Origin of the sequence: Plantibacter sp. VKM Ac-2880, from assembly GCF_015351235.1 — a bacterium.
GTDB lineage: Bacteria > Actinomycetota > Actinomycetes > Actinomycetales > Microbacteriaceae > Plantibacter.
Genome location: NZ_JADKSJ010000001.1, coordinates 1,056,661 through 1,074,725, shown reverse-complemented (window position 1 = coordinate 1,074,725; position 18,065 = coordinate 1,056,661). Strand labels below are relative to the sequence as shown.

The 18,065-nt window shown below is 70.2% G+C and carries 11 protein-coding genes; 5 read left to right on the top strand and 6 right to left on the bottom strand.

What is annotated here, in order from left to right; all coding sequences use genetic code 11:
• Positions 1-4 precede the first annotated feature (4 nt).
• The 3 genes from ITJ57_RS05240 to ITJ57_RS05230 form a co-directional block, all read right to left on the bottom strand.
• A complete protein-coding gene (locus tag ITJ57_RS05240) occupies positions 5-5,752 on the bottom strand; it encodes a LamG domain-containing protein (RefSeq protein ID WP_194669164.1) in 5,748 nt (1,915 codons plus the stop codon).
• A gap of 212 nt (positions 5,753-5,964) precedes the next feature.
• Positions 5,965-6,573: a hypothetical protein gene (locus ITJ57_RS05235; protein WP_194669163.1), complete on the bottom strand. Its 609-nt coding sequence runs from the start codon at positions 6,571-6,573 to the stop codon at positions 5,965-5,967.
• Entirely contained in the window at positions 6,570-7,550 is a 981-nt protein-coding gene (locus tag ITJ57_RS05230; RefSeq protein WP_228506809.1) for a glycosyltransferase, read from the bottom strand. The genes ITJ57_RS05235 and ITJ57_RS05230 overlap by 4 nt, the downstream gene beginning before the upstream one ends.
• Before the next feature lie 86 nt (positions 7,551-7,636).
• Between ITJ57_RS05230 and ITJ57_RS05225 the strand changes: the two genes are divergently transcribed.
• From ITJ57_RS05225 to ITJ57_RS05215, 3 genes are all read left to right on the top strand, one after another.
• Positions 7,637-8,737 carry a glycosyltransferase gene (locus tag ITJ57_RS05225; RefSeq protein WP_194669161.1) on the top strand — a complete coding sequence of 367 codons (1,101 nt, stop codon included), beginning with the start codon at positions 7,637-7,639 and terminating at the stop codon, positions 8,735-8,737.
• 76 nt (positions 8,738-8,813) lie between these two features.
• Positions 8,814-9,860, top strand: coding sequence for a glycosyl transferase (locus tag ITJ57_RS05220; protein WP_194669160.1), 1,047 nt, complete (start codon positions 8,814-8,816; stop codon positions 9,858-9,860).
• 19 nt (positions 9,861-9,879) lie between these two features.
• Positions 9,880-10,827, top strand: coding sequence for a glycosyltransferase family 2 protein (locus ITJ57_RS05215; RefSeq protein WP_194669159.1), 948 nt, complete (start codon positions 9,880-9,882; stop codon positions 10,825-10,827).
• Between the two features lie 54 nt (positions 10,828-10,881).
• On the opposite strand, the gene glf is transcribed toward ITJ57_RS05215, so the two are convergent.
• The 3 genes from glf to recQ form a co-directional block, all read right to left on the bottom strand.
• Positions 10,882-12,048, bottom strand: a complete 1,167-nt coding sequence (gene glf / locus ITJ57_RS05210; protein ID WP_194669158.1) for a UDP-galactopyranose mutase — start codon at positions 12,046-12,048, stop codon at positions 10,882-10,884.
• A gap of 93 nt (positions 12,049-12,141) precedes the next feature.
• Complete coding sequence (locus ITJ57_RS05205; protein ID WP_194669157.1) at positions 12,142-14,223, bottom strand: acyl-CoA dehydrogenase; 2,082 nt, start codon at positions 14,221-14,223, stop codon at positions 12,142-12,144.
• 161 nt (positions 14,224-14,384) lie between these two features.
• Complete coding sequence (gene recQ, locus ITJ57_RS05200) at positions 14,385-16,388, bottom strand: DNA helicase RecQ (protein ID WP_194669156.1); 2,004 nt, start codon at positions 16,386-16,388, stop codon at positions 14,385-14,387.
• A gap of 210 nt (positions 16,389-16,598) precedes the next feature.
• Between recQ and ITJ57_RS05195 the strand changes: the two genes are divergently transcribed.
• Both ITJ57_RS05195 and ITJ57_RS05190 read left to right on the top strand, forming a co-directional pair.
• Positions 16,599-17,255, top strand: coding sequence for a fasciclin domain-containing protein (locus tag ITJ57_RS05195; RefSeq protein ID WP_056008590.1), 657 nt, complete (start codon positions 16,599-16,601; stop codon positions 17,253-17,255).
• 139 nt (positions 17,256-17,394) lie between these two features.
• A complete protein-coding gene (locus ITJ57_RS05190; protein ID WP_194669155.1) occupies positions 17,395-18,006 on the top strand; it encodes a hypothetical protein in 612 nt (203 codons plus the stop codon).
• The last annotated feature ends 59 nt before the right edge of the window (positions 18,007-18,065 follow it).

Below are 18,065 nucleotides of genomic sequence, written 5' to 3'. Positions count from 1 at the left end.
CTCCCTATTCTCCCGTGACCTTGAACGAGTCCACGGAGAGCGTGGTCGTGCCGTTGCTGTTGGCGCCCGTGACGTAGGTGATGACACCGACGGCTCCCGGAGCCTGCATGGCCGTGGTGGCGTCTGTCGCGCTCAGCTGCCACGCGGCCGGTTCGGTCTCCGCGTCACGCCACACCTTGGCCTGCACCGTGGTCGGTCCAGCTCCGGTGACGGAGAGCGTCACGTGGAGCTTCTGACCGGCGACGTACGCGCCGCCCGGGAGGACGAAGCTGTCGGCCAGCGGCGTCTCGTCCCGGAGGATGTAGACGCGGATGAGGCCGGCGGCATCGAGGCGGACACGGGTGGAGTAGACCGAGTTGCCGATCTTCCGTCCGGCGATGGTCACCGTGTGTGCGCCGCCCGCAGGGGCCTTGTCGACGGAGAACGTCGTCTCGACGAGCGCGTCGCGGACCGACACCCCGGCCAGGACCGCGCTGCGCGTCTCGGTGGCGTTCGCCGTGATCTTCCCGACGCCGTTCGCGACGCTGTAGCTCGTCGCCGGTCCGGTGGTGCTCCACGCGCCACCCTCCTCGGCGGCTCCCCAGCCGTTCGCCGCCTGGCGGTTGTCGAAGTCGTCGAGAGCGACGGGCTCCTCCGCTGCCGGCGGGTCGACCGGCGGCTCCACGGGCGGGTCGACCGGCGGGTCGACGGGCGGCAGGACCGGCGGCACCGGTGCCGAGACCGTCGCGGTCTGCTGACTCGTGTGGGTCCCGCCGCGGTTGTCCGTGACGGTGAGGGTCACCGGGTAGGCACCGGCGGCGGCGTAGGCGTGCGTCGCCGTGGCTCCGGTCGCCGTCGCGCCGTCCCCGAAGGTCCAGGAGTAGGACGCGATGGAGCCGTCGCTGTCGGAACTCGTCGAGCCGTCGAACGTCACCGAGAGGTCGGTGGCCGCCATCGTGAACGCGGAGACCGGGTTCACGTTCGCCGGCGGCGCCGGGGGCGTGACCGGGGTGGCCGTGGCCGAGGCGACGGAGGTGAACTGCTCGATGCGGAGCTTCGCGGTCGCCGACGCCGAGGAGTTCGACAGGTAGGAGATGAGTCCGATCTGACCGGTCGCCTGCATCGTCGCATCCGTGTCCGTGCCGCTCAGCTGCCAGGCGGTGGGCTCGGTCGTGCCGGTCTTCCACACCTTCGCACCCAGCGTGGTCGGGCTCGTGCCGGACGCCTTGACGGAAATCGTCAGACGGTCACCCGGTGCGTACACGATGTCGAGCAGCTTCGAGTCGACGATCTGGGTCTCGTTCTTCAAGAGGTAGAGACGGACCTGACCGTTTGCCTCCCAGCGCACCCGGGCGGTGTACGCGTTGGCTCCGACCTGTCGGCCGATCACCGCCACGTAGTAGCCAGGACCCGTGCGGTCCACGGAGAACGAGACGGTCGTGACCGCATCGTCGAACTTCGCACCGAGGCGGGCGGCGCGGGTGTCGAGCTTCGCGAAGTTCACGATGCCCGAGCCGTCGCCGACGCTGTAGGTCGTCGCCGCGCCCTGGAGCGCCCACGAACCGCCGACCGGAGCCGAGCCCCAGCCGCTGGCGCTGGTGCGCTCGAAGTCGTCCTGGGCGAGCACGGTCGCCGTCGGGGCCGCCGCGACGGTCACCGATCGGGTCGCCGTCGCCGTCCCGCCGCGGTTGTCGGTCACGGTCAGGACGACCGAGTAGGTCCCCGCCGCCGCGTAGCTGTGCTGGGCGGTCGCACCGGTTCCGGTGGTCCCGTCACCGAACGCCCAGGCGTAGGAGGCGATCGAACCGTCGGTGTCGGTCGACGCGGATCCGTCGAACGACGCGACGAGCAGGTTCGCCGAGGAGGTGAACGACGCCGTCGGTGCCACGTTGGGTGCCGGGGCGACGGTGACGGTCTGCGAGGTGATCGCGGTACCGGCACGGTCGTCGGTCACCGTGAGCGTGATCGTGTAGGTGCCGGCGGCCGCGTAGCTGTGGCTCGCGGTCTTGCCGGTCCCCGTCGTCGTGTCGCCGAAGTCCCAGGCGTAGCCCGTGATGGATCCGTCGGCGTCGGTGGAGCTCGCGGCGTCGACCGACACGGTCAGCAGGTTCTTCGACTGCGTGAAGGCCGCGGTCGGCAGCTGGTTCGGCGGCAGGGCCGTCGCAACCTGCTGCGTGGAGGTGGCCGACGCGCCCCGATTGTCGGTGACCGTGAGCGTCACCGTGAAGGAACCGGCGGTCGCGTAGGTGTGGGACGCGGTCGCACCGACCCCGCTCGTGCCGTCGCCGAAGTTCCAGGCGTAGGAGGCGATGGTGCCGTCCGGGTCGGCCGAGGAGGAGGCGTCGACGGAGAGCGCCAGGTCCGCGACCGAGGCGGAGAAGATCGCGGCGGGCGCCACGTTGGGCGCGACGACCGTCACCTGTTCGGTGCGCGTCGTGGACGCACCGAGGTCGTCGGTCACCGTGAGCTTCACGGCGTAGCTGCCGGCGGCGCCGTAGGTGTGCGTCGCGGTCACCCCGCTGCCCGTCGTGCCGTCGCCGAAGTCCCAGGCGTAGGAGGCGATCGTCCCGTCGGAGTCCGTCGAGCCGGTGGCGTCGAAGGTCGCGCCGAGGTCGCTCGGCGTCGCCGTGAACGCGGCGGTCGGCAGGGCGTTGACACGGCCGATCTTCCCGAGCGAGTAGTGGTCGCTGATCTGCGCGGGCGTCAACGTCTTGCCGTACACGGCGAACTCGTCGAGCGAACCGCGGAACCAGTTGTCACCGCCCCACGTGCTGTCACCACCGATGCGCCAGTAGCCGGTGTAGTCCTGCGCGTTCGTCTCCGTGCCGGAGGCGACGAGGGAACCGTCGACGTACAGCTGCATGCCGGTGCTCGACTGCTCGGCGACCACGTGGTGCCAGGTGTTGTCGTTGTAGGAGGACGGCGACGACACGATGACCGTATTGCCGGTGTAGACACCGAAGTTCAGTCGTCCGTCAGGCGTCATGTAGACGTGGCGGTCGTAGTTGTTCGAGGTGCCGTCGGTCGAGCGGTTGCCGAAGCCGATGAGCTTGCCGCCGCTCGTCGTGTCCGTCTTGAACCAGGTCTCGACCGCATAGTTGCGCGGGTTCGAGAAGGTCTTGTCGCTGCCGACGCCGGAGTTGCCGTTCGGCGAGAACGTCGCGGCGGTGTTGGTGACGCCGGAGAGCGCGCCCGGAGCCTGCTTCGAGACGTCACCCCAGTAGGTGCCGGTGTTCCCGAGGGGTCCCGAGTCGGCGGCCTTCGGACCGGTCGACTCGTTCAGCCGCCAGTAGAGGTCTGGGTCGAGGGCGAAGACCGCTTGACCGTAGGTGTCCGCCGGGGCGGCCGGCACCGTGGAGATACGGCCCGAGGCGACCCAGTGCGCGTCGATCGTCGCCCGGTTGAGCACCGTCGGGTAGACCGCGACGTCGGAGATGCTGCCGTCGAGGTAGGAGGAACCGACACCCGGCCATCCGCCGATGTTGTCGCCGCCGACCCTCCAGTAGCCGGAGTAGTCCTGCCCGGTCGTGGTGTCGGCCCTGCTCGCGACCTTCTTGCCGTCGAGCGAGAGGGTCATGCCGTCGGCGCCCATCGAGGCGACCACGTGGTGCCACTGGCCGTCGTTGAAGCCGGCCGCCGACTGGACGGTCCGCACCGATCCCGGGTACACGCCGAAGACGACGCTTCCGGAGGTGTCGAGGTAGACCTGGCGGTCGTAGCTCCCGGAGTTGCCCGTCTTGGCGTTGCCGTAGCCGACGATCTTGCCGCCCTGCGTGCTGCTGGACTTGAACCACGCCTCGACACTGAAGGTGTTGGGCGCAGGCTGCGCGAGGTTCGACGCCGCGAAGGAGGAGGAGGTGCCCCCGAAGGACGTCGCCGTGTTGGCCTGGGCGAGGTTCGGACCGGAGACGGCACGCGCCGAGGGCGACGCCAGCGTCAGGTCGTTCCCGGAAGCCCAGTCGTAGGCGCTCGTCCCGGAGGACTCACCGAGCGGCCAGTAGTTCGACGGGGCCGCGTCGAGCACGGCACCGTTGTAGGAGCTGAAGGAGTTCCCGCCAGTGGCGGTCGCCGGCACCCAGGTGCTCGTCTGCGTGGAGTTACCCCACGGGTCGATCGCCTTGACGCGGTAGTTGTAGGTCTGGCCGGCCGTCACGTTCGTGTCCGTGAACAGCATCGCCGGTTGGGTCCAGAAGTTCGAGCTCTCGGTCGTCGTGTAGATCGGGACTGAGGTGCCCTTGTCCTGACGGAAGATCTGGTAGGTCAGCGTCGCGTCGTCGGGGTCGTAGTTGGCGGGCCAGCTGAGGCGGACCTGCCCCGCGCGGAAGGACAGCGCGTTGAGCTTCCAGTTGTCGCCCCAGACCTCGGGTGCCCGCTTGTTGGGGGCCTTGTCGCGGGTCGCGAAGCGGACGAGTCCCTGCTGCTTCGCGCCGGAGACGCCGAGGAACTCACCGGCGTAGAGGACGTAGTCCCCAGCGCCGACGACGCTCCAACCGGCCTGGTACAGCTGCGTCTTGGTACCGGTCTGCCACGTCGGGTACCACTGCAGGAGCGAGGGCGACGGGTTGCCGGTGAAGTTGCGGTAGCCGTGGACGTCCGGCGTGATCGTGCCGGTGGCGTTGGGGCTGAAGGCGAGCGAGTGGTGGAACACCCACGGGTCGGGCTGGGGGAAACCGCCGATGTTGCCGCAGTAGTGCGCGTGGCTCGCGGTGTAGACGATGTCCTTGACGACGTCGACCGAGTAGGTGTCGCCGTGGCAGTCGGCCATCCACTGCATCGTGCCGTCCGACCAGGAGGCCTTGAACGTGCCCTCGAAGTCGTCGAGCGTCTTGTCACCGTAGAAGTCGTAGCCGGTGCCGTAGACGGAGGTGCCGTCGGACGCGAGCGAGTAGATCGCCGAGTTCTCGCCACCGTTGTGGATGACGCTGTTCACCCCGAACGGCATGGTCGCTCCGGTGACGGCGTCGACTGCGGAGAGGCCGCGGCCGGGGCTCGTGGAGCCGTTGGTGGAGGTGAACGAGCCGCCGATGACGAGCTTGCCGCCGTCGGGCGAGACGACGAGCGCGCGGACGCCCCAGCCACCCTGGAGGTCGACGGCGAAGGGCAGCAGGGCGCCGGTGGAGGCGCTGACCGCGGCCACCTTCGTGCGGGTGGCGCCGCCGACGCTCGTGAACTCACCACCGATGTAGACGGTGGAGTTGGTCGCCTTGACGGACATGACCTTGCCGTTGACGACCGGTGCGAAGCTGGAGATCAGCGCGCCGGTCGCGGTGTCGAACGCTGCGACGCGGTTCCGGGTCACGCCGTTGATCGTCGTGAACGTGCCGCCGACGTAGAGCCGGGAGCCGTCGGGCGACACGGCGAGGCTGTTCACCGGCCCGTTCGCGCTCGGGTTCCAAGACGTCATGACACCGGTCGAGATCGTGTAGGCCATCAGGTTCTTGCGGTCGACGGTGTTGACCCCCGCTGCCGCGCCTGCCGGACGGGCCTTCGCGAAGTCACCGCCGACGAAGACGGTGTTGCCGGCGACGGCCTGGCCCCACGCGACCCCGTCCATCTGCGCGGTCGGCAGGGCGTCCGCGGCGACGGTGGTCGGCAGCGGGGTGGCAGCGGCGGCCGCGGGTTCGGCCGCGACGGCGGCCGTCGGCATCGAGACCAGGGTGCCGCCGACGACGGCGGCGGTCGCGAGCGCGGTCAGGACGACGCGACCGAGTCGTCGGAGCGCGGGGGCGGCAGCGTCATCGGACGCACCGCGGGCTGCAGGCAGGCTGGACAATGTGGTTCCTCGTAATCCGTAACAAAGCACGATTCGTTAGCGGAAACACGACAACCCGAACTGCGTGTACCCAGGGTGGATACTATGGCTCAGCTCACGGCCCGGCCAAGGGCCTGAGCACCCCCAAAGGTGGTGCCACACCGACGGGGGTCACCACCCCTGGGCGCTGACACCCGTCGTTGTGACCCGTGCGTGCTCGCGGACTCGGCGGCTCAGAAGCCCGTCGAAGCGTCGCCCTGGAACACGAACGCGGGCTGTCCGGCCGCGTAGTCGACGGTGATCGTCACGTCTCCCCGGGCGTCCTCCGGGATGGTGAAGAGGAAGACCGCGTCCTGCGATTCACCGGGACCGACGGTGCCGCTGAACGGCTTGCCGCCCGGCTTGACGAGCGTGCCCGCGGGCTCGCGATCGGCACCGGAGTATCCGTTGACCACGGTGAGGGCGGTGTCGAGCGGTGTCGTGGACCCGTTGGTCAGGCGGACGGTGACCCGGATCGCCGGACCGCCGACGTCGCCGGCTCCGACGGCCTCGCCGTCGACGGACTCGATCGAGACGATCGACGCCGAGAGCCCGCTGGGGGCCGAAACGGGCTCGTCGAGGGGCGCCGGGGGGAACTCGGGCAGCACTTCGGCGGCCCCACCGTCCGTCGGGCTCGCGCTCGGCGTCGAAGCGGCGCTCGGGGTCAGCGTCGTGGTGGGGCTGGCACCGGGCCCGGGTGCGGCTGCCGGCCGGACGACGAGGAGCACGATGACCACGACCACGATGACCGCGACGGCGGCGATGCCTCCGATGATCCATCCACGGCGGACGACGGGGCTCATGCGGTCTCCTCTTCGGGCAGGGCGACCGGCGTTCCGGCGCTGACCCCACCATAGGGCCCGGTGGCGGCGCGCTTCACGAGGGCGCGACCGTCGCGGTGGCCGCGCCAAGCCGAGCCGAGTGGGGCGACGGGGTGCAGGAACTGGCGACGCCCGCCCCGCAACAGGATCTGCCACGACGCCCGCGGCGAGCCGCGCAACCAGCGCCGACGCAGCTCCTCGTCCAGATGGACCGCGGCGAACCGCAGGCGGTTGACGACGTTGTAGTAGTAGTACGTCGGCGACTTCGCGCGGCTGCCACCGGTGCCGTCGTCATGGGTGCCACCCTCGTCGTGGAGCGCGACAGCCTCCGGCAGGAAGACGATCGAACCGCCGGCGTCCAGCACACGCTTGCTGAGGTCGACGTCTTCCCAGTACAGGAAGTAGTCCTCGTCGAACCCGCCGACGGTACGCCAGAGCGTCGCGCTCAGCACGAGGCACGCACCGCTCAGCCACGGCATCCACGGCCCGGGGTCGTCGGACGGCGCGGTGCTGGTGAGGGAACGCATCGCCCCGGAGTGCATCGACAGGAGGTGACCGCTCGACCACGGTCGGCCGTCAGGGCGGCGCACGGTCGGGCCGACGAGCGCGAGCGGGTCCTGGCGGGCGCGGTCGACGAGCAGCGCGGTCGCCTCCGCACCGATGCTCGCGTCGGGGTTGAGGAGCATGAGCGTCGTCGTCGTCTCCTCCTCGAGCGCGGCGGCGACGCCCGCGTTGACCCCGCCGCCGAAGCCGAGGTTGCTCGACGGGTAGACCGCGGTCCAACCGCGCTCGGCGACGAGCCGCTCGACCGCCTGGCGCTCCGCGGTGGAGGTCGGGTTGTGGACGACGACGATGAGCGCCTCGGGCAGTTCGTGCTCCACGGCGACCAGGTGCTCGGCGAGCAGGGCGGACGAACCGTAGTCGACGACCACGATCGCCAGGCCGTCACCGCGATACATCGGGTCCACCGCACACCTCCGCGCCGGCGACTCGGGACGTCTGCCGACTGGCGGTAGTATATGGCGACCGACGGGAAGGCGATGCTGTGAGAGTCCTCTTCGACGGCTACTGGTGGGTGCACGGCCCCGGGGCGAACCGGACGGTGCAGCGGGAGTTCATCCTCGCCTGGAGCGAGGCCTTCCCCGCCGACGAACTCGTCGTCGCCCTGCGTCGCAAGCACGCCGGCGACCGCGTCGACGATCTGCCGGAGGGCGTCGAGACGGTCGAAACGCGGCTCTGGCCCCAGGCGGTGTCGAACGCCGTCGAACTCCCCCGCCTCGCCCGACGCGTGGGAGCGGAGGCGGTCGTCGCCCACAACTACGCACCGGCGAGCGGCCGTAACCTGACCTTCATCCACGATGTGATGTTCCAGGAGCACCCGGAGTGGTTCAGTCGTGCGGAACGCGCCTACTTCTCGCTCATGCCCGTGCTCGCCAGGCGGGCCACCCTGCTCGCGACCTCGACGAGCACCGAGGCCGCTCGGATCCGGCGCCTCAACCCGCGCCTCCCCCGGGCGACGGCGGTCGGCCTCGCCGTGGGCAACGACCTGGAATCGCTCGAACAGCGGGCCCCCGCGAGTGTCGCCGGCCTCGAGGCTTTCGCGGTCACCGTGGGACGCCTGAACATCCGCAAGAACCTCGCGGCCTCGATCGAGGCCGCCGCCTCCGCCGAGGTCATCACCCCCGAGCAGCCGCTGCTCATCGTCGGCGGCTCCCTGCATTCCGGGGTCGAGACCGCCCTCACCCCCGCCGCGAGCGCAGCGGTCGAGCGCGGCGAGGCCCGCTTCCTCGGGCACGTGACCGATGCGGAGCTCGCCTGGTTGTACGCGCACGCCGCACTCGTCACCAACCTCTCCCTCGACGAGGGGTTCGGTCTCCCACCGATCGAAGCCGCGCGGTTCGGCGCACCGCTCCTCGTGAGCGACATCCCGGTCTTCCGCGAGACGGTGGGTTCCGTCGCACACTTCGTCGATCCGCTGGCGACGCCTGGGGTGCTCGGCTCGGCGATCGACGCCGCCTGGGGTCGCCCTGGAACGGCCGACGCGTACGAGGCGCTCCGCGAACGGTACGACTGGACGGAGGTCGTGGCCGGGCTCCGCGCCGCCCTCGTGCCCGCGTCGCACACCGACGACGGCGCGGCCCGCTAGGCTTACCCAGCAGTGCCCAGGCCGACCCGAATCCGGCCGAGAGCGCGCACCCGACCGCCCCTTCTCCCGGCAGGAGATGCCGTTGTCCCGTCGACTCCGCGTCATGCAGGCGTACCAGCGCCTGCGTCCCACGACCAATCCGTACATCGTGCAGCTCGACCGCGCCCTCGGGTCCACGGCCGGGATGGAGCATCTGCGGTTCACCTGGCGGCGAGCGCTGCTCGGACGCTACGACGTGCTGCACCTGCACTGGCCGGAGACCCGCCTCGGTGGGTCGAACCAGGTGAAGGCGATCGGCAACCAGCTGCGCTTCGCCCTCCTGCTGGTACGACTCCGGCTGTCGCGGATCGCGGTGGTGCGGACCGTCCACAACGTCGAACTGCCGCAGGACATCACCCGTATCCAGCGGGCGCTCCTCGTCGCGCTCGAGCGGGCGACGACCCTCCGCATCGTCATCAACGAGACCACCACGCTCCCGGCCGACCAGCCCGTCGAGACCATCCTCCACGGCCACTACCGGGATTGGTTCGCCGAGTTCCCCGCGTCGGAAGCGACGCCGGGCCGGTTCGGGTACGCGGGGTTGATCCGCCGGTACAAGGGCGTCGAGCACCTCGTCACGACCTTCCGCGAACTCGCCGCGCGCGGTCGCGCAGTAAGCCTGACCGTCGGCGGGCGTCCCTCGACGACCGAGCTGGCCGAGACGATCACGGAGCTCGCGGCCGACGACGACCGCATCCGTCTCGAGCTCCACTTCCTGAGCGACGCCGAACTCGTGACGATCATGACGAGCGCCGAGCTGGTCGTGCTGCCGTACCGGTTCATGCACAACTCCGGCGGAACGCTCGCAGCCCTCTCCCTCGACCGGCCGGTGCTCATCCCGGCGAACGAAACCAATGCCGCACTCGCCGCCGAAGTCGGGCCGGGATGGATCCACACCTACGAGGGCGAACTGACCGCTGACGACCTCGACCGGACGCTGACCCTGGTGCAGGCAGGCGATCGCTCCGCGCAGCCGGATCTGTCAGCCCGTGACTGGGCCGATGCCGGAACGCGTCACCTCGCCGCGTTCGGCCGGGCCGCCACGCTGCGCCGTGCGACGGGACGGAACCGTCGTGGTCGCTGAGCATCCGTCGGCTCGGCGGGTGACCGTCGCCGTCCCGACCTTCCACCGCAACGCGGAGCTCCGCCGGCTGCTCGCGGCGCTGCTGCCACAGCTCGCCGAAACGGCCGCGGGCGGGGAGTGGGACGCCGAGGTGCTCGTGATCGACAACGACCCGGCCGGTGGCGGTCGCGCGGTCGCCGAGGAGCTGTCGCCGTCCGCTGACGGCCGGTTGCGCTACGTCCTGGAGGGCACCCCGGGCCTCGCCGCGGTGCGGAACCGGGCCCTCGACGAAGCGGACGGGCGACTGCTCGTCTTCCTGGACGACGACGAGGAGCCGGCACCGGACTGGCTGGGCACGATGCTCGCGATGTGGGCCCATCATGGATCGGCGGCGGTGTTCGGCCGCGTCGTCTCCGTCTTCGAAATGGAGCGGGACGCCTGGCTCGTGGCCGGGCGGGCGTTCATCCGTCCCGCGCACCGCACCGGGGACCGCCTGCCCGCCGTCGCGACCAACAACCTGCTGCTCGACCTCGACGTCGTCCGACGGCTCGGCCTGCGCTTCGACACCCGACTCGCCTTCAGCGGTGGTGAGGACTCGCTGTTCACCACCCAGCTCACCCGCGGCGGCGGCACGATCCTCTGGTGCGACGAGGCCGTCGTCTACGAGCACGTGCCACAGGATCGGCTAAACCGCCGTTGGATCCTCACCCGGGCGTACCGCAACGGCACCGTCGAGGAGACCGTCGCGCGGCTCGCGGGATCAGGGCCCGCCCACGCGATCCGCGTGCGACTGCAGTACCTTCTCGGCGGGGTCGTCCGCGTCGTCGGTGGCAGCGGGCGGGTCCTGCTCGGGCGCGTCACCGGCAAGCTCACCCACGTCGCGCGTGGTGAGCGGGCAGTGGCCAGGGGGGCCGGCATGGTCGCAGGCGCGGCCGGCTTCGTCTACCAGGAGTACGCGAAACGTACCGCGGCCCGGCGCTCAGCCTGACCCGCTCCGACCGACCGGACCACGCCGGTCGTCGGACGGGTTCGGCCGCGCGGACTACTCCGCGAGCTCCCGCAGTCGTGGTGCGAGCTGGTTGTCGAACATCGTGAGCGCCGAGGCGATCGCCATGTGCATGTCGAGGTACTTGTAGGTGCCCAGCCGGCCGCCGAAGAACACGTCCGGTTCGAACGCCTGCGCCTCGCGGTACCGCGCCAGCTGTTCCCGGTCGGTCGGGGTGTTCACCGGGTAGTACGGCTCGTCGTCGGCGGTGGCCATGCGTGAGAACTCCCGCACGATGACCGTCTTGTCGTCCGGGTAGCTGTCACGCTCGGGGTGGAAGTGCCGGAACTCGAGGATGCGGGTGAACTCGTCCTCGGCGTCGGCGTAGTTCATGACCGAGGTGCCCTGGTAGTCGCCGACCGGGTGCACCTCCTGCTCGAAGTCGAGCGTGCGCCAGCCGAGCCGGCCGTGGAGGTAGTCGAAGTAGCGGTCGACCGGCCCGGTGTAGACGACGGGCACCCCCTCCGGAGTGTTCCCGCGATGGATCGGCTGGGTCTCGTCGAAGAAATCGGTGTCGAGACGCACCTCGATGTTCGGGTGGTCCACCATCTTCGTCAGCCACGCCGTGTAGCCGTCCGTCGGCAGGCCCTCGTAGGTGTCGTTGAAGTACCGGTTGTCGTAGCTGTACCGGACGGGCAGGCGCGAGATGATGTCGGCCGGCAGCTCGCGTGGATCGGTCTGCCACTGCTTCTGCGTGTACCCGGCGATGAACGCCTCGTAGAGGGGACGGCCGATGAGCGAGACCCCGCGCTCCTCGAGGTTGGTCGCCTCGGTGCCGGCGGCTGCGTCGGCCTGGCTGCGGATGAGTTCCCGCGCCTCCGTGGGCGAGTACGCCGCCTGGAAGAACTGGTTGATCGTGCCGAGGTTGATCGGCATCGGGAAGACGACACCCTGGTGCTTCGTGTACACGCGGTGCACGTAGGGCGTGAACGTCGTGAACCGGTTCACGTACTCCCACACCCGCTCGTTCGAGGTGTGGAACAGGTGCGCGCCGTAGCGGTGCACCTCGATGCCGGTCTCGGGCTCCGTCTCGCTGTAGGCGTTGCCGCCGATGTGCGAGCGGCGATCGATGATGAGGACCTGCAGCCCGAGCTCGTTCGCAGCGCGTTCCGCGATCGTCAAGCCGAACAGTCCGGCCCCAACCACGATCAGATCAGCCGTCATGCCACTGCCCTCCACTCGGCACACCGTCGGGTCGATGAGCACTCCGCCCAGCGTATCGGAAGCACCTATCCCCGCTTCGGGGGATACCGCTGATCAGCGCTGCTTCTTGGAGAGCGTCTTCTCGTCGATCGGAGCATCACCCGAGGCACGACGCGCGGCGAAGTAGTCGGCGGCCTCCTGCTGGCGCTGCGCCTCCTGGCCGGTCGCGATGGGCGCCCGCACATGCTCGGGAGCGAACCCGAAGGCCTCGACCAGGTCGAGGGCGTGCGGACGGAGCCGCGCGATGAGGCGGTCGACGTAGGCGCTGACGGCCTGACCACGCTGCGGCGAGAGCCGACCGTGGATGAGGTACCAGGCGAGGTGCTTCTCGATGAGCGAGAGCCCGAAGAGATCGTGCACCCACGTCATGACCTGCTTCGTGCCCTGGTCCTCGATCTGCTCGACACCCTCGGTGAACGCCTCCCACTGCAGCAGTTCACCGTGCGCGCGTGCCGCCTCGATGAGTTCGTTCTGGTGCGCGTTGAAGAGGTCGGACGCGGCCTGCTTCGACAGCTTGTTGGCGCCGCGCAGCTTGGTCGCGACCTCGGCGATCATCGACTCGACCCGCTCCGTCAGCAGCTCGCGCTGCACGTTCGTGTCGCGCAGCTGGCTCACGGAACGCGCGGTGGACCCGAAATCCTTCACCGTCTGCGCGAGGCTCCGCAGCCCACTGTTGTGCACGGCGCGGTCGGTCGCCTGCTCGACCACGTAGCGCGCGAGCGCCCCGGCGTCGACCTTCGCGAACTTGCGGCTGTAGTCGGTGAGGAGGCGCTTGGCGACGAGCTGCAGGAGCACGTTGTTGTCGCCCTCGAAGGTCGCGTAGACGTCGAGGTCGGCACGCAGACCCGTGAGACGGTTCTCGGCGAGGAAGCCGTTGCCGCCGCACGCCTCGCGCGCCTCCTGCAGGGTGTCGAGCGCGTGCCAGGTCGAGAGGGGCTTGAGCGCCGCCGCGAGCGTCTCGAGGTCCTGACGGTCCTCGTCGGAGTCGGCCTTCCCGCTGAAGACCTCGTCGAACTTCACGAGCAGCCGGTCGTGAGCGAAGATCTGCGCGTACGTCGTCGCGAGACGAGGCAGGAGGCGGCGCTGGTGGCGCTGGTAGTCGAGGATGACCTCCTCCTGCGTGTCGCTGCCCGCGTTGAACTGGCGGCGCTCGCTGCCGTAGGTGATGGCGATCTGCAGCGCGAGGGCGGAGGCGGACGTGGCGGCGCCGTCGAGCGACACCCGGCCCTGGACGAGCGTGCCGAGCATGGTGAAGAAGCGACGCCCGGGGCTCGCGATCGGCGAGGAGTACGTGCCGTCCTCGGCGACGTCGCCGTAGCGGTTGAGCAGGTTGGTCCGTGGGACGCGCACGCCGGTGAAGTGCAAGCGACCGTTGTCGATGCCGTTCAGGCCGCCCTTCAGCCCGTCGTCCTCGCCGCCGATCCCGGGCAGGAAGGCACCCTCGTCGTCGCGGATGGGGACGTAGAAGCAGTGGACGCCGTGGTTCACGCCGTTCGTGATGAGCTGGGCGAAGAGCGTCGCCGCCTTACCGTGGACGGCCGCATTGCCGAGGTAGTCCTTCCACGCCGCGCGGAACGGGGTGTCGATGACGAACTCCTGCGTCTCGGGGTCGTACGTCGCCGTCGTGGCGATGGACGCCACGTCGGAGCCGTGGCCGGATTCGGTCATCGCGAAGGCGCCGGGGACGTCGAGGTTCATCGCCCCTGGCAGGAACGCGTCGTGGTGCGGCTCGGTGCCGAGGTGCAGGATCGCGGCGCCGAAGAGGCCCCACTGGACGCCGGACTTGATCTGGAGCGACGGGTCCGCGAGGACGAGCTCCTCGAACCCGGCGATGTTGCCGCCGTGATCGTCGGCGCCGCCGAGACGCGTCGGGAAGGCCTTGAGCACCTGACCGTTCTCGACGAGCAGCTTCAGCTGGTGGAACACGCGGTCGCGGTGGTCGTCCATCGACTGCCCCTCGATGCGCTGCATCTCCGGGCGGGCGGCGAGCGCGCGGGAGGCGAGGCGCGCCTCCGGCCATGACCCGAGAAGCTGGTGCGCGAGCGCCGGGACGTCGAGCCGCGCATTCGATGGCGCCACCTCGACCGTCGCTGCCGTCGTACCGCTGACGCTCGTCCGGATCGCTGTGTCGACCATCCCTGTGCCCTGCCTTTCACCCATGAAAACCTCCCACAATGGTAGGACTGTCATAAGGAAGCCCGAAAGCACCTGTGGGATGTGGACAAGGGGCTACCCCATCGTGGCGGACGTGCTTGGCCATGCCCCACAGCTGTCGCAGGAAGCTCCCAGGGCGTGGCTCAGCTGTTCGCGGACACGACCTCGACGAGCGCCGCACCGTAGGCGTCGAGCTTCTTCGCACCGATGCCGCTGATGCCGTCGAGCTCGCCGAGCGAGGTGGGTTTGGCCGACGCGACCGCCCGCAGCGTGGCGTCACCGAAGACGATGTACGCGGGGACGCCCTGCTCCTTCGCGACGCCGGCCCGCCAGGCACGGAGCGCCTGGAAGAGCTCGGCGGCGGCCGGCTCCAGCTCCGCGTTCGCGCCCGCCGACCGGGAGGACGACCGAGAGGAGGACCGGGCAGCGCGTTCCGGCTCGCGCCGCATGGCGACCGGCCTGCTGCCGGCGAGCACCTCCGCGCTCCCCTCCGTGAGCCCGAGCGTGCCGTACTCACCGACGGTGGCCAGCAGGTCCCGCGCGAGGAGTTGCCGGACGACGCCGCGCCACTCCTGGTCGCTGAGGTCTTCGCCGATGCCGAAGGTCGCGAGCTCGTCGTGCCGCTGCTGGGCGACCCGGTCGGTGCGCTTGCCGCGGAGGATGTCGATGATCTGGCCAGCACCGAAGGACTGGTTGCGCTCGCGCTTCAGCCGCACGATCGTGGAGAGGAGCTTCTGCGCGGGGACGGTGCCGTCCCAGGTGACCGGCGGTTCGAGGCAGGTGTCGCAGTTGCCGCACGGGGTCGAGGGCTGGCCGAAGTACCGCAGCAGGTTGACCCGACGGCAGTCGACCGTCTCACAGAGCGCCAGCATGGCGTCGAGGTGCGCGCTGAGGTTGCGCTGGTGGGCGAGGTCGCCCGGCGACTCCGCGATCATGCGACGCTGCTGCACGACGTCCTGGAGGCCGTACGCGAGCCAGGCGATGGACGGCTCGCCGTCGCGGCCCGCGCGCCCCGTCTCCTGGTAGTAGCCCTCGACGCTCTTCGGGAGGTCGACGTGGGCGACGAACCGGACGTCGGGCTTGTCGATGCCCATGCCGAACGCGATGGTCGCGACGACCACGACACCGTCCTCGCGGAGGAAGCGGGACTGCGCGGCGGCGCGGACCGAGGCGTCGAGTCCGGCGTGGTACGCGACCGCGTCCACGCCGTTGTCGCGGAGGAGCTGGGCCGTCTGCTCGACCGTCTTGCGGCTCAGGCAGTACACGATCCCGGCGGTGCCCGCCGGCTGCTCCTTCACGAACGCGACGAGCTGCTTGCGGACCTCGTTCTTGCCCACGATGCGGTACTGGATGTTCGGGCGGTCGAAGCTCGAGACGAAGTGCTTCGCCTCACCGAGGTGGAGGCGCTGGGTGATCTCCTGGTGCGTCGCGTCGGTGGCGGTCGCGGTGAGGGCGATCCGCGGGACGTCGGGCCAGCGTTCGGCCAGCTCGCCGAGCATGAGGTAGTCGGGGCGGAAGTCGTGCCCCCACTGCGACACACAGTGCGCCTCGTCGATGGCGAGGAGCGCGATGGTGCCCTGCCCGAGGAAGCGGCGGGTGGCCTCGGAGCTCAGCCGCTCCGGCGCGACGTAGAGGAGGTCGAGCTCGCCGGCGAGATACGCCTGCTCGACCCGCGAGCGCTCCGCGGGATCCTGCGTGGAGTTGAGGAAGGCGGCGCGCACGCCGACCGCGAGGAGCGCGTCGACCTGGTCCTGCATGAGCGCGATGAGCGGCGACACGACGATGCCCGTGCCCGGCCGGAGCAGCGCGGGGATCTGGTAGCAGAGGCTCTTGCCGCCACCCGTCGGCATGAGCACGACCGCGTCGCCACCGCCGGCGACCTGCTCGATGATCTGCTGCTGCTCGCCGCGGAAGGCGTCGTACCCGAAGACGGTGTGCAAGGCCTCCTGCGCCGTGGCGAACTTCTGGCCTGCGGCGCGCGCGGCGACCGGGGTCGCCGGACGCGGTGCAGCCGGAGCGGCCGTGGACGGCGCCGCGCCCCAGCTGACCCCTCCGCCGAGGTAGGCGTCGTCGGGCGGGGGTGCGTCGAAGTCGTCGGGAGCGTCCGCGTCGTCCGGGATCCAGTCGGGTTCGGTGCTCCAGCTCATCCGTCGATCGTAGCCGCCACAGCCGACATCGCCGCGCGAGCCTCCACAGCGGTCAGGACGGAAAGTTCGTCCCTCTTAATGCCCATGGGTCGTCGAGGCCGGATCCGAAGATTTTCCAAACCACCCCTGTGGGGGCTCCGAAGTGTCATCGAGGGCCGGTTCTGAGAGGCACTCGAACAGCCGGTCCAAACCTCATCAAAGGAGAATCACATGCGTACCATCAAGCGGAACCACATGGCAGTGCTCGCGCTCGCCGCCGTCGCGACCTTCGGCCTCGCAGCCTGTTCCAGCGGCTCCAGCTCGGACAGCGGGTCCTCCATGGAGCCCAGCTCCGCACCCACCGAGTCCATGGCTGCAGATCCCGCAGCGGACCTCGTCGGCTCGGGCTGCGCCGCCTACGCTGATGCTGTCCCGGACGGTGCAGGCTCCGTCGCCGGCATGTCGGCCGACCCGGTCGCCGTCGCCGCATCGAACAACCCGCTGCTGACCACGCTCACCGCTGCGGTCTCCGGCCAGCTGAACCCCGACGTCAACCTCGTCGACACGCTGAACGGCTCCGAGTTCACCGTCTTCGCTCCGGTCGACGACGCGTTCAAGAAGATCGACGCCGCGACCATCGACAGCCTCAAGACGCCTGAGGGCGCCGCGACGCTGACGTCGATCCTCACCTACCACGTGATCCCCGGCCAGATCGCGCCGTCGGACATCGATGGCGACCAGACCACCGTCGAGGGTGGAACCGTCAAGGTCGAGGGCTCGGGTGACAACATCACCGTCAACGGTGCCAAGGTCATCTGCGGTGGCGTCAAGACCGCCAACGCGACCGTGTACCTCATCGACTCGGTCCTGATGCCGCCGGCCAAGTAGCCGACCGCGGGTTCACCCGCACGCATCACCAGCGACACCCGCAGCCCCGTCATCCGCACCGGATGGCGGGGCTGCTTCGTCGATTCCGGGGCCGACCGTCGGCGACACCGTGCCACCGCTCGTCTGTGAGAATGGACCCATGCCGTCAGACCGCTCCGACCGCGTCCTCCGCGGCTCGAGCGCGGCGGTGTTCGCGACCTTCATCGCGCTGCTGTCGCACGTCGCGGGCGGGGGCCAGGTCCCGGGTGCGCTCGGCGTCGTCGTCCCACTCGTCCTCTCCACGGCGGCCTGCGTCCTCCTCGCCGGTCGGCGTCTGACCCTCCTGCGGACCACGCTCTCGGTCGTCGTCAGCCAGGTGCTGTTCCACACCCTGTTCGTACTCGGCACCGCACCGCGAACGGCTCAGCACCCTGGATCCATGGCGCACGGCACGCACGGATCCGCCGCCACGGTCGACCTCGTCGCCGGCGCGACCACGAGCCACCACACCGACGTCGGCATGTGGTCCGCCCACCTCGCCGCCGGTCTCGTGACCATCGCCGCCTTCCAGCGCGCGGGCACGCTCCTCTCGGCCCTCGCCGCCGTGCGGGAGTTCGTGCTCGTCCGCCTCGTCCGCAGGGCACTGACGGACGCGCCGCCGACGCGCCCGACGCGCGTCCAGACGGCGACCGAGCCCCGCCTGGCGCACCCGCTCGGCTTCCACCCGGAGACGACCGCCCTGCGCGGTCCGCCGCTCACGACCATCCGCTGAGCACGCGGTCCGGCCGGACCACACCGATCCCGGTCGACCGCCCCACACCGCGGGTCGTC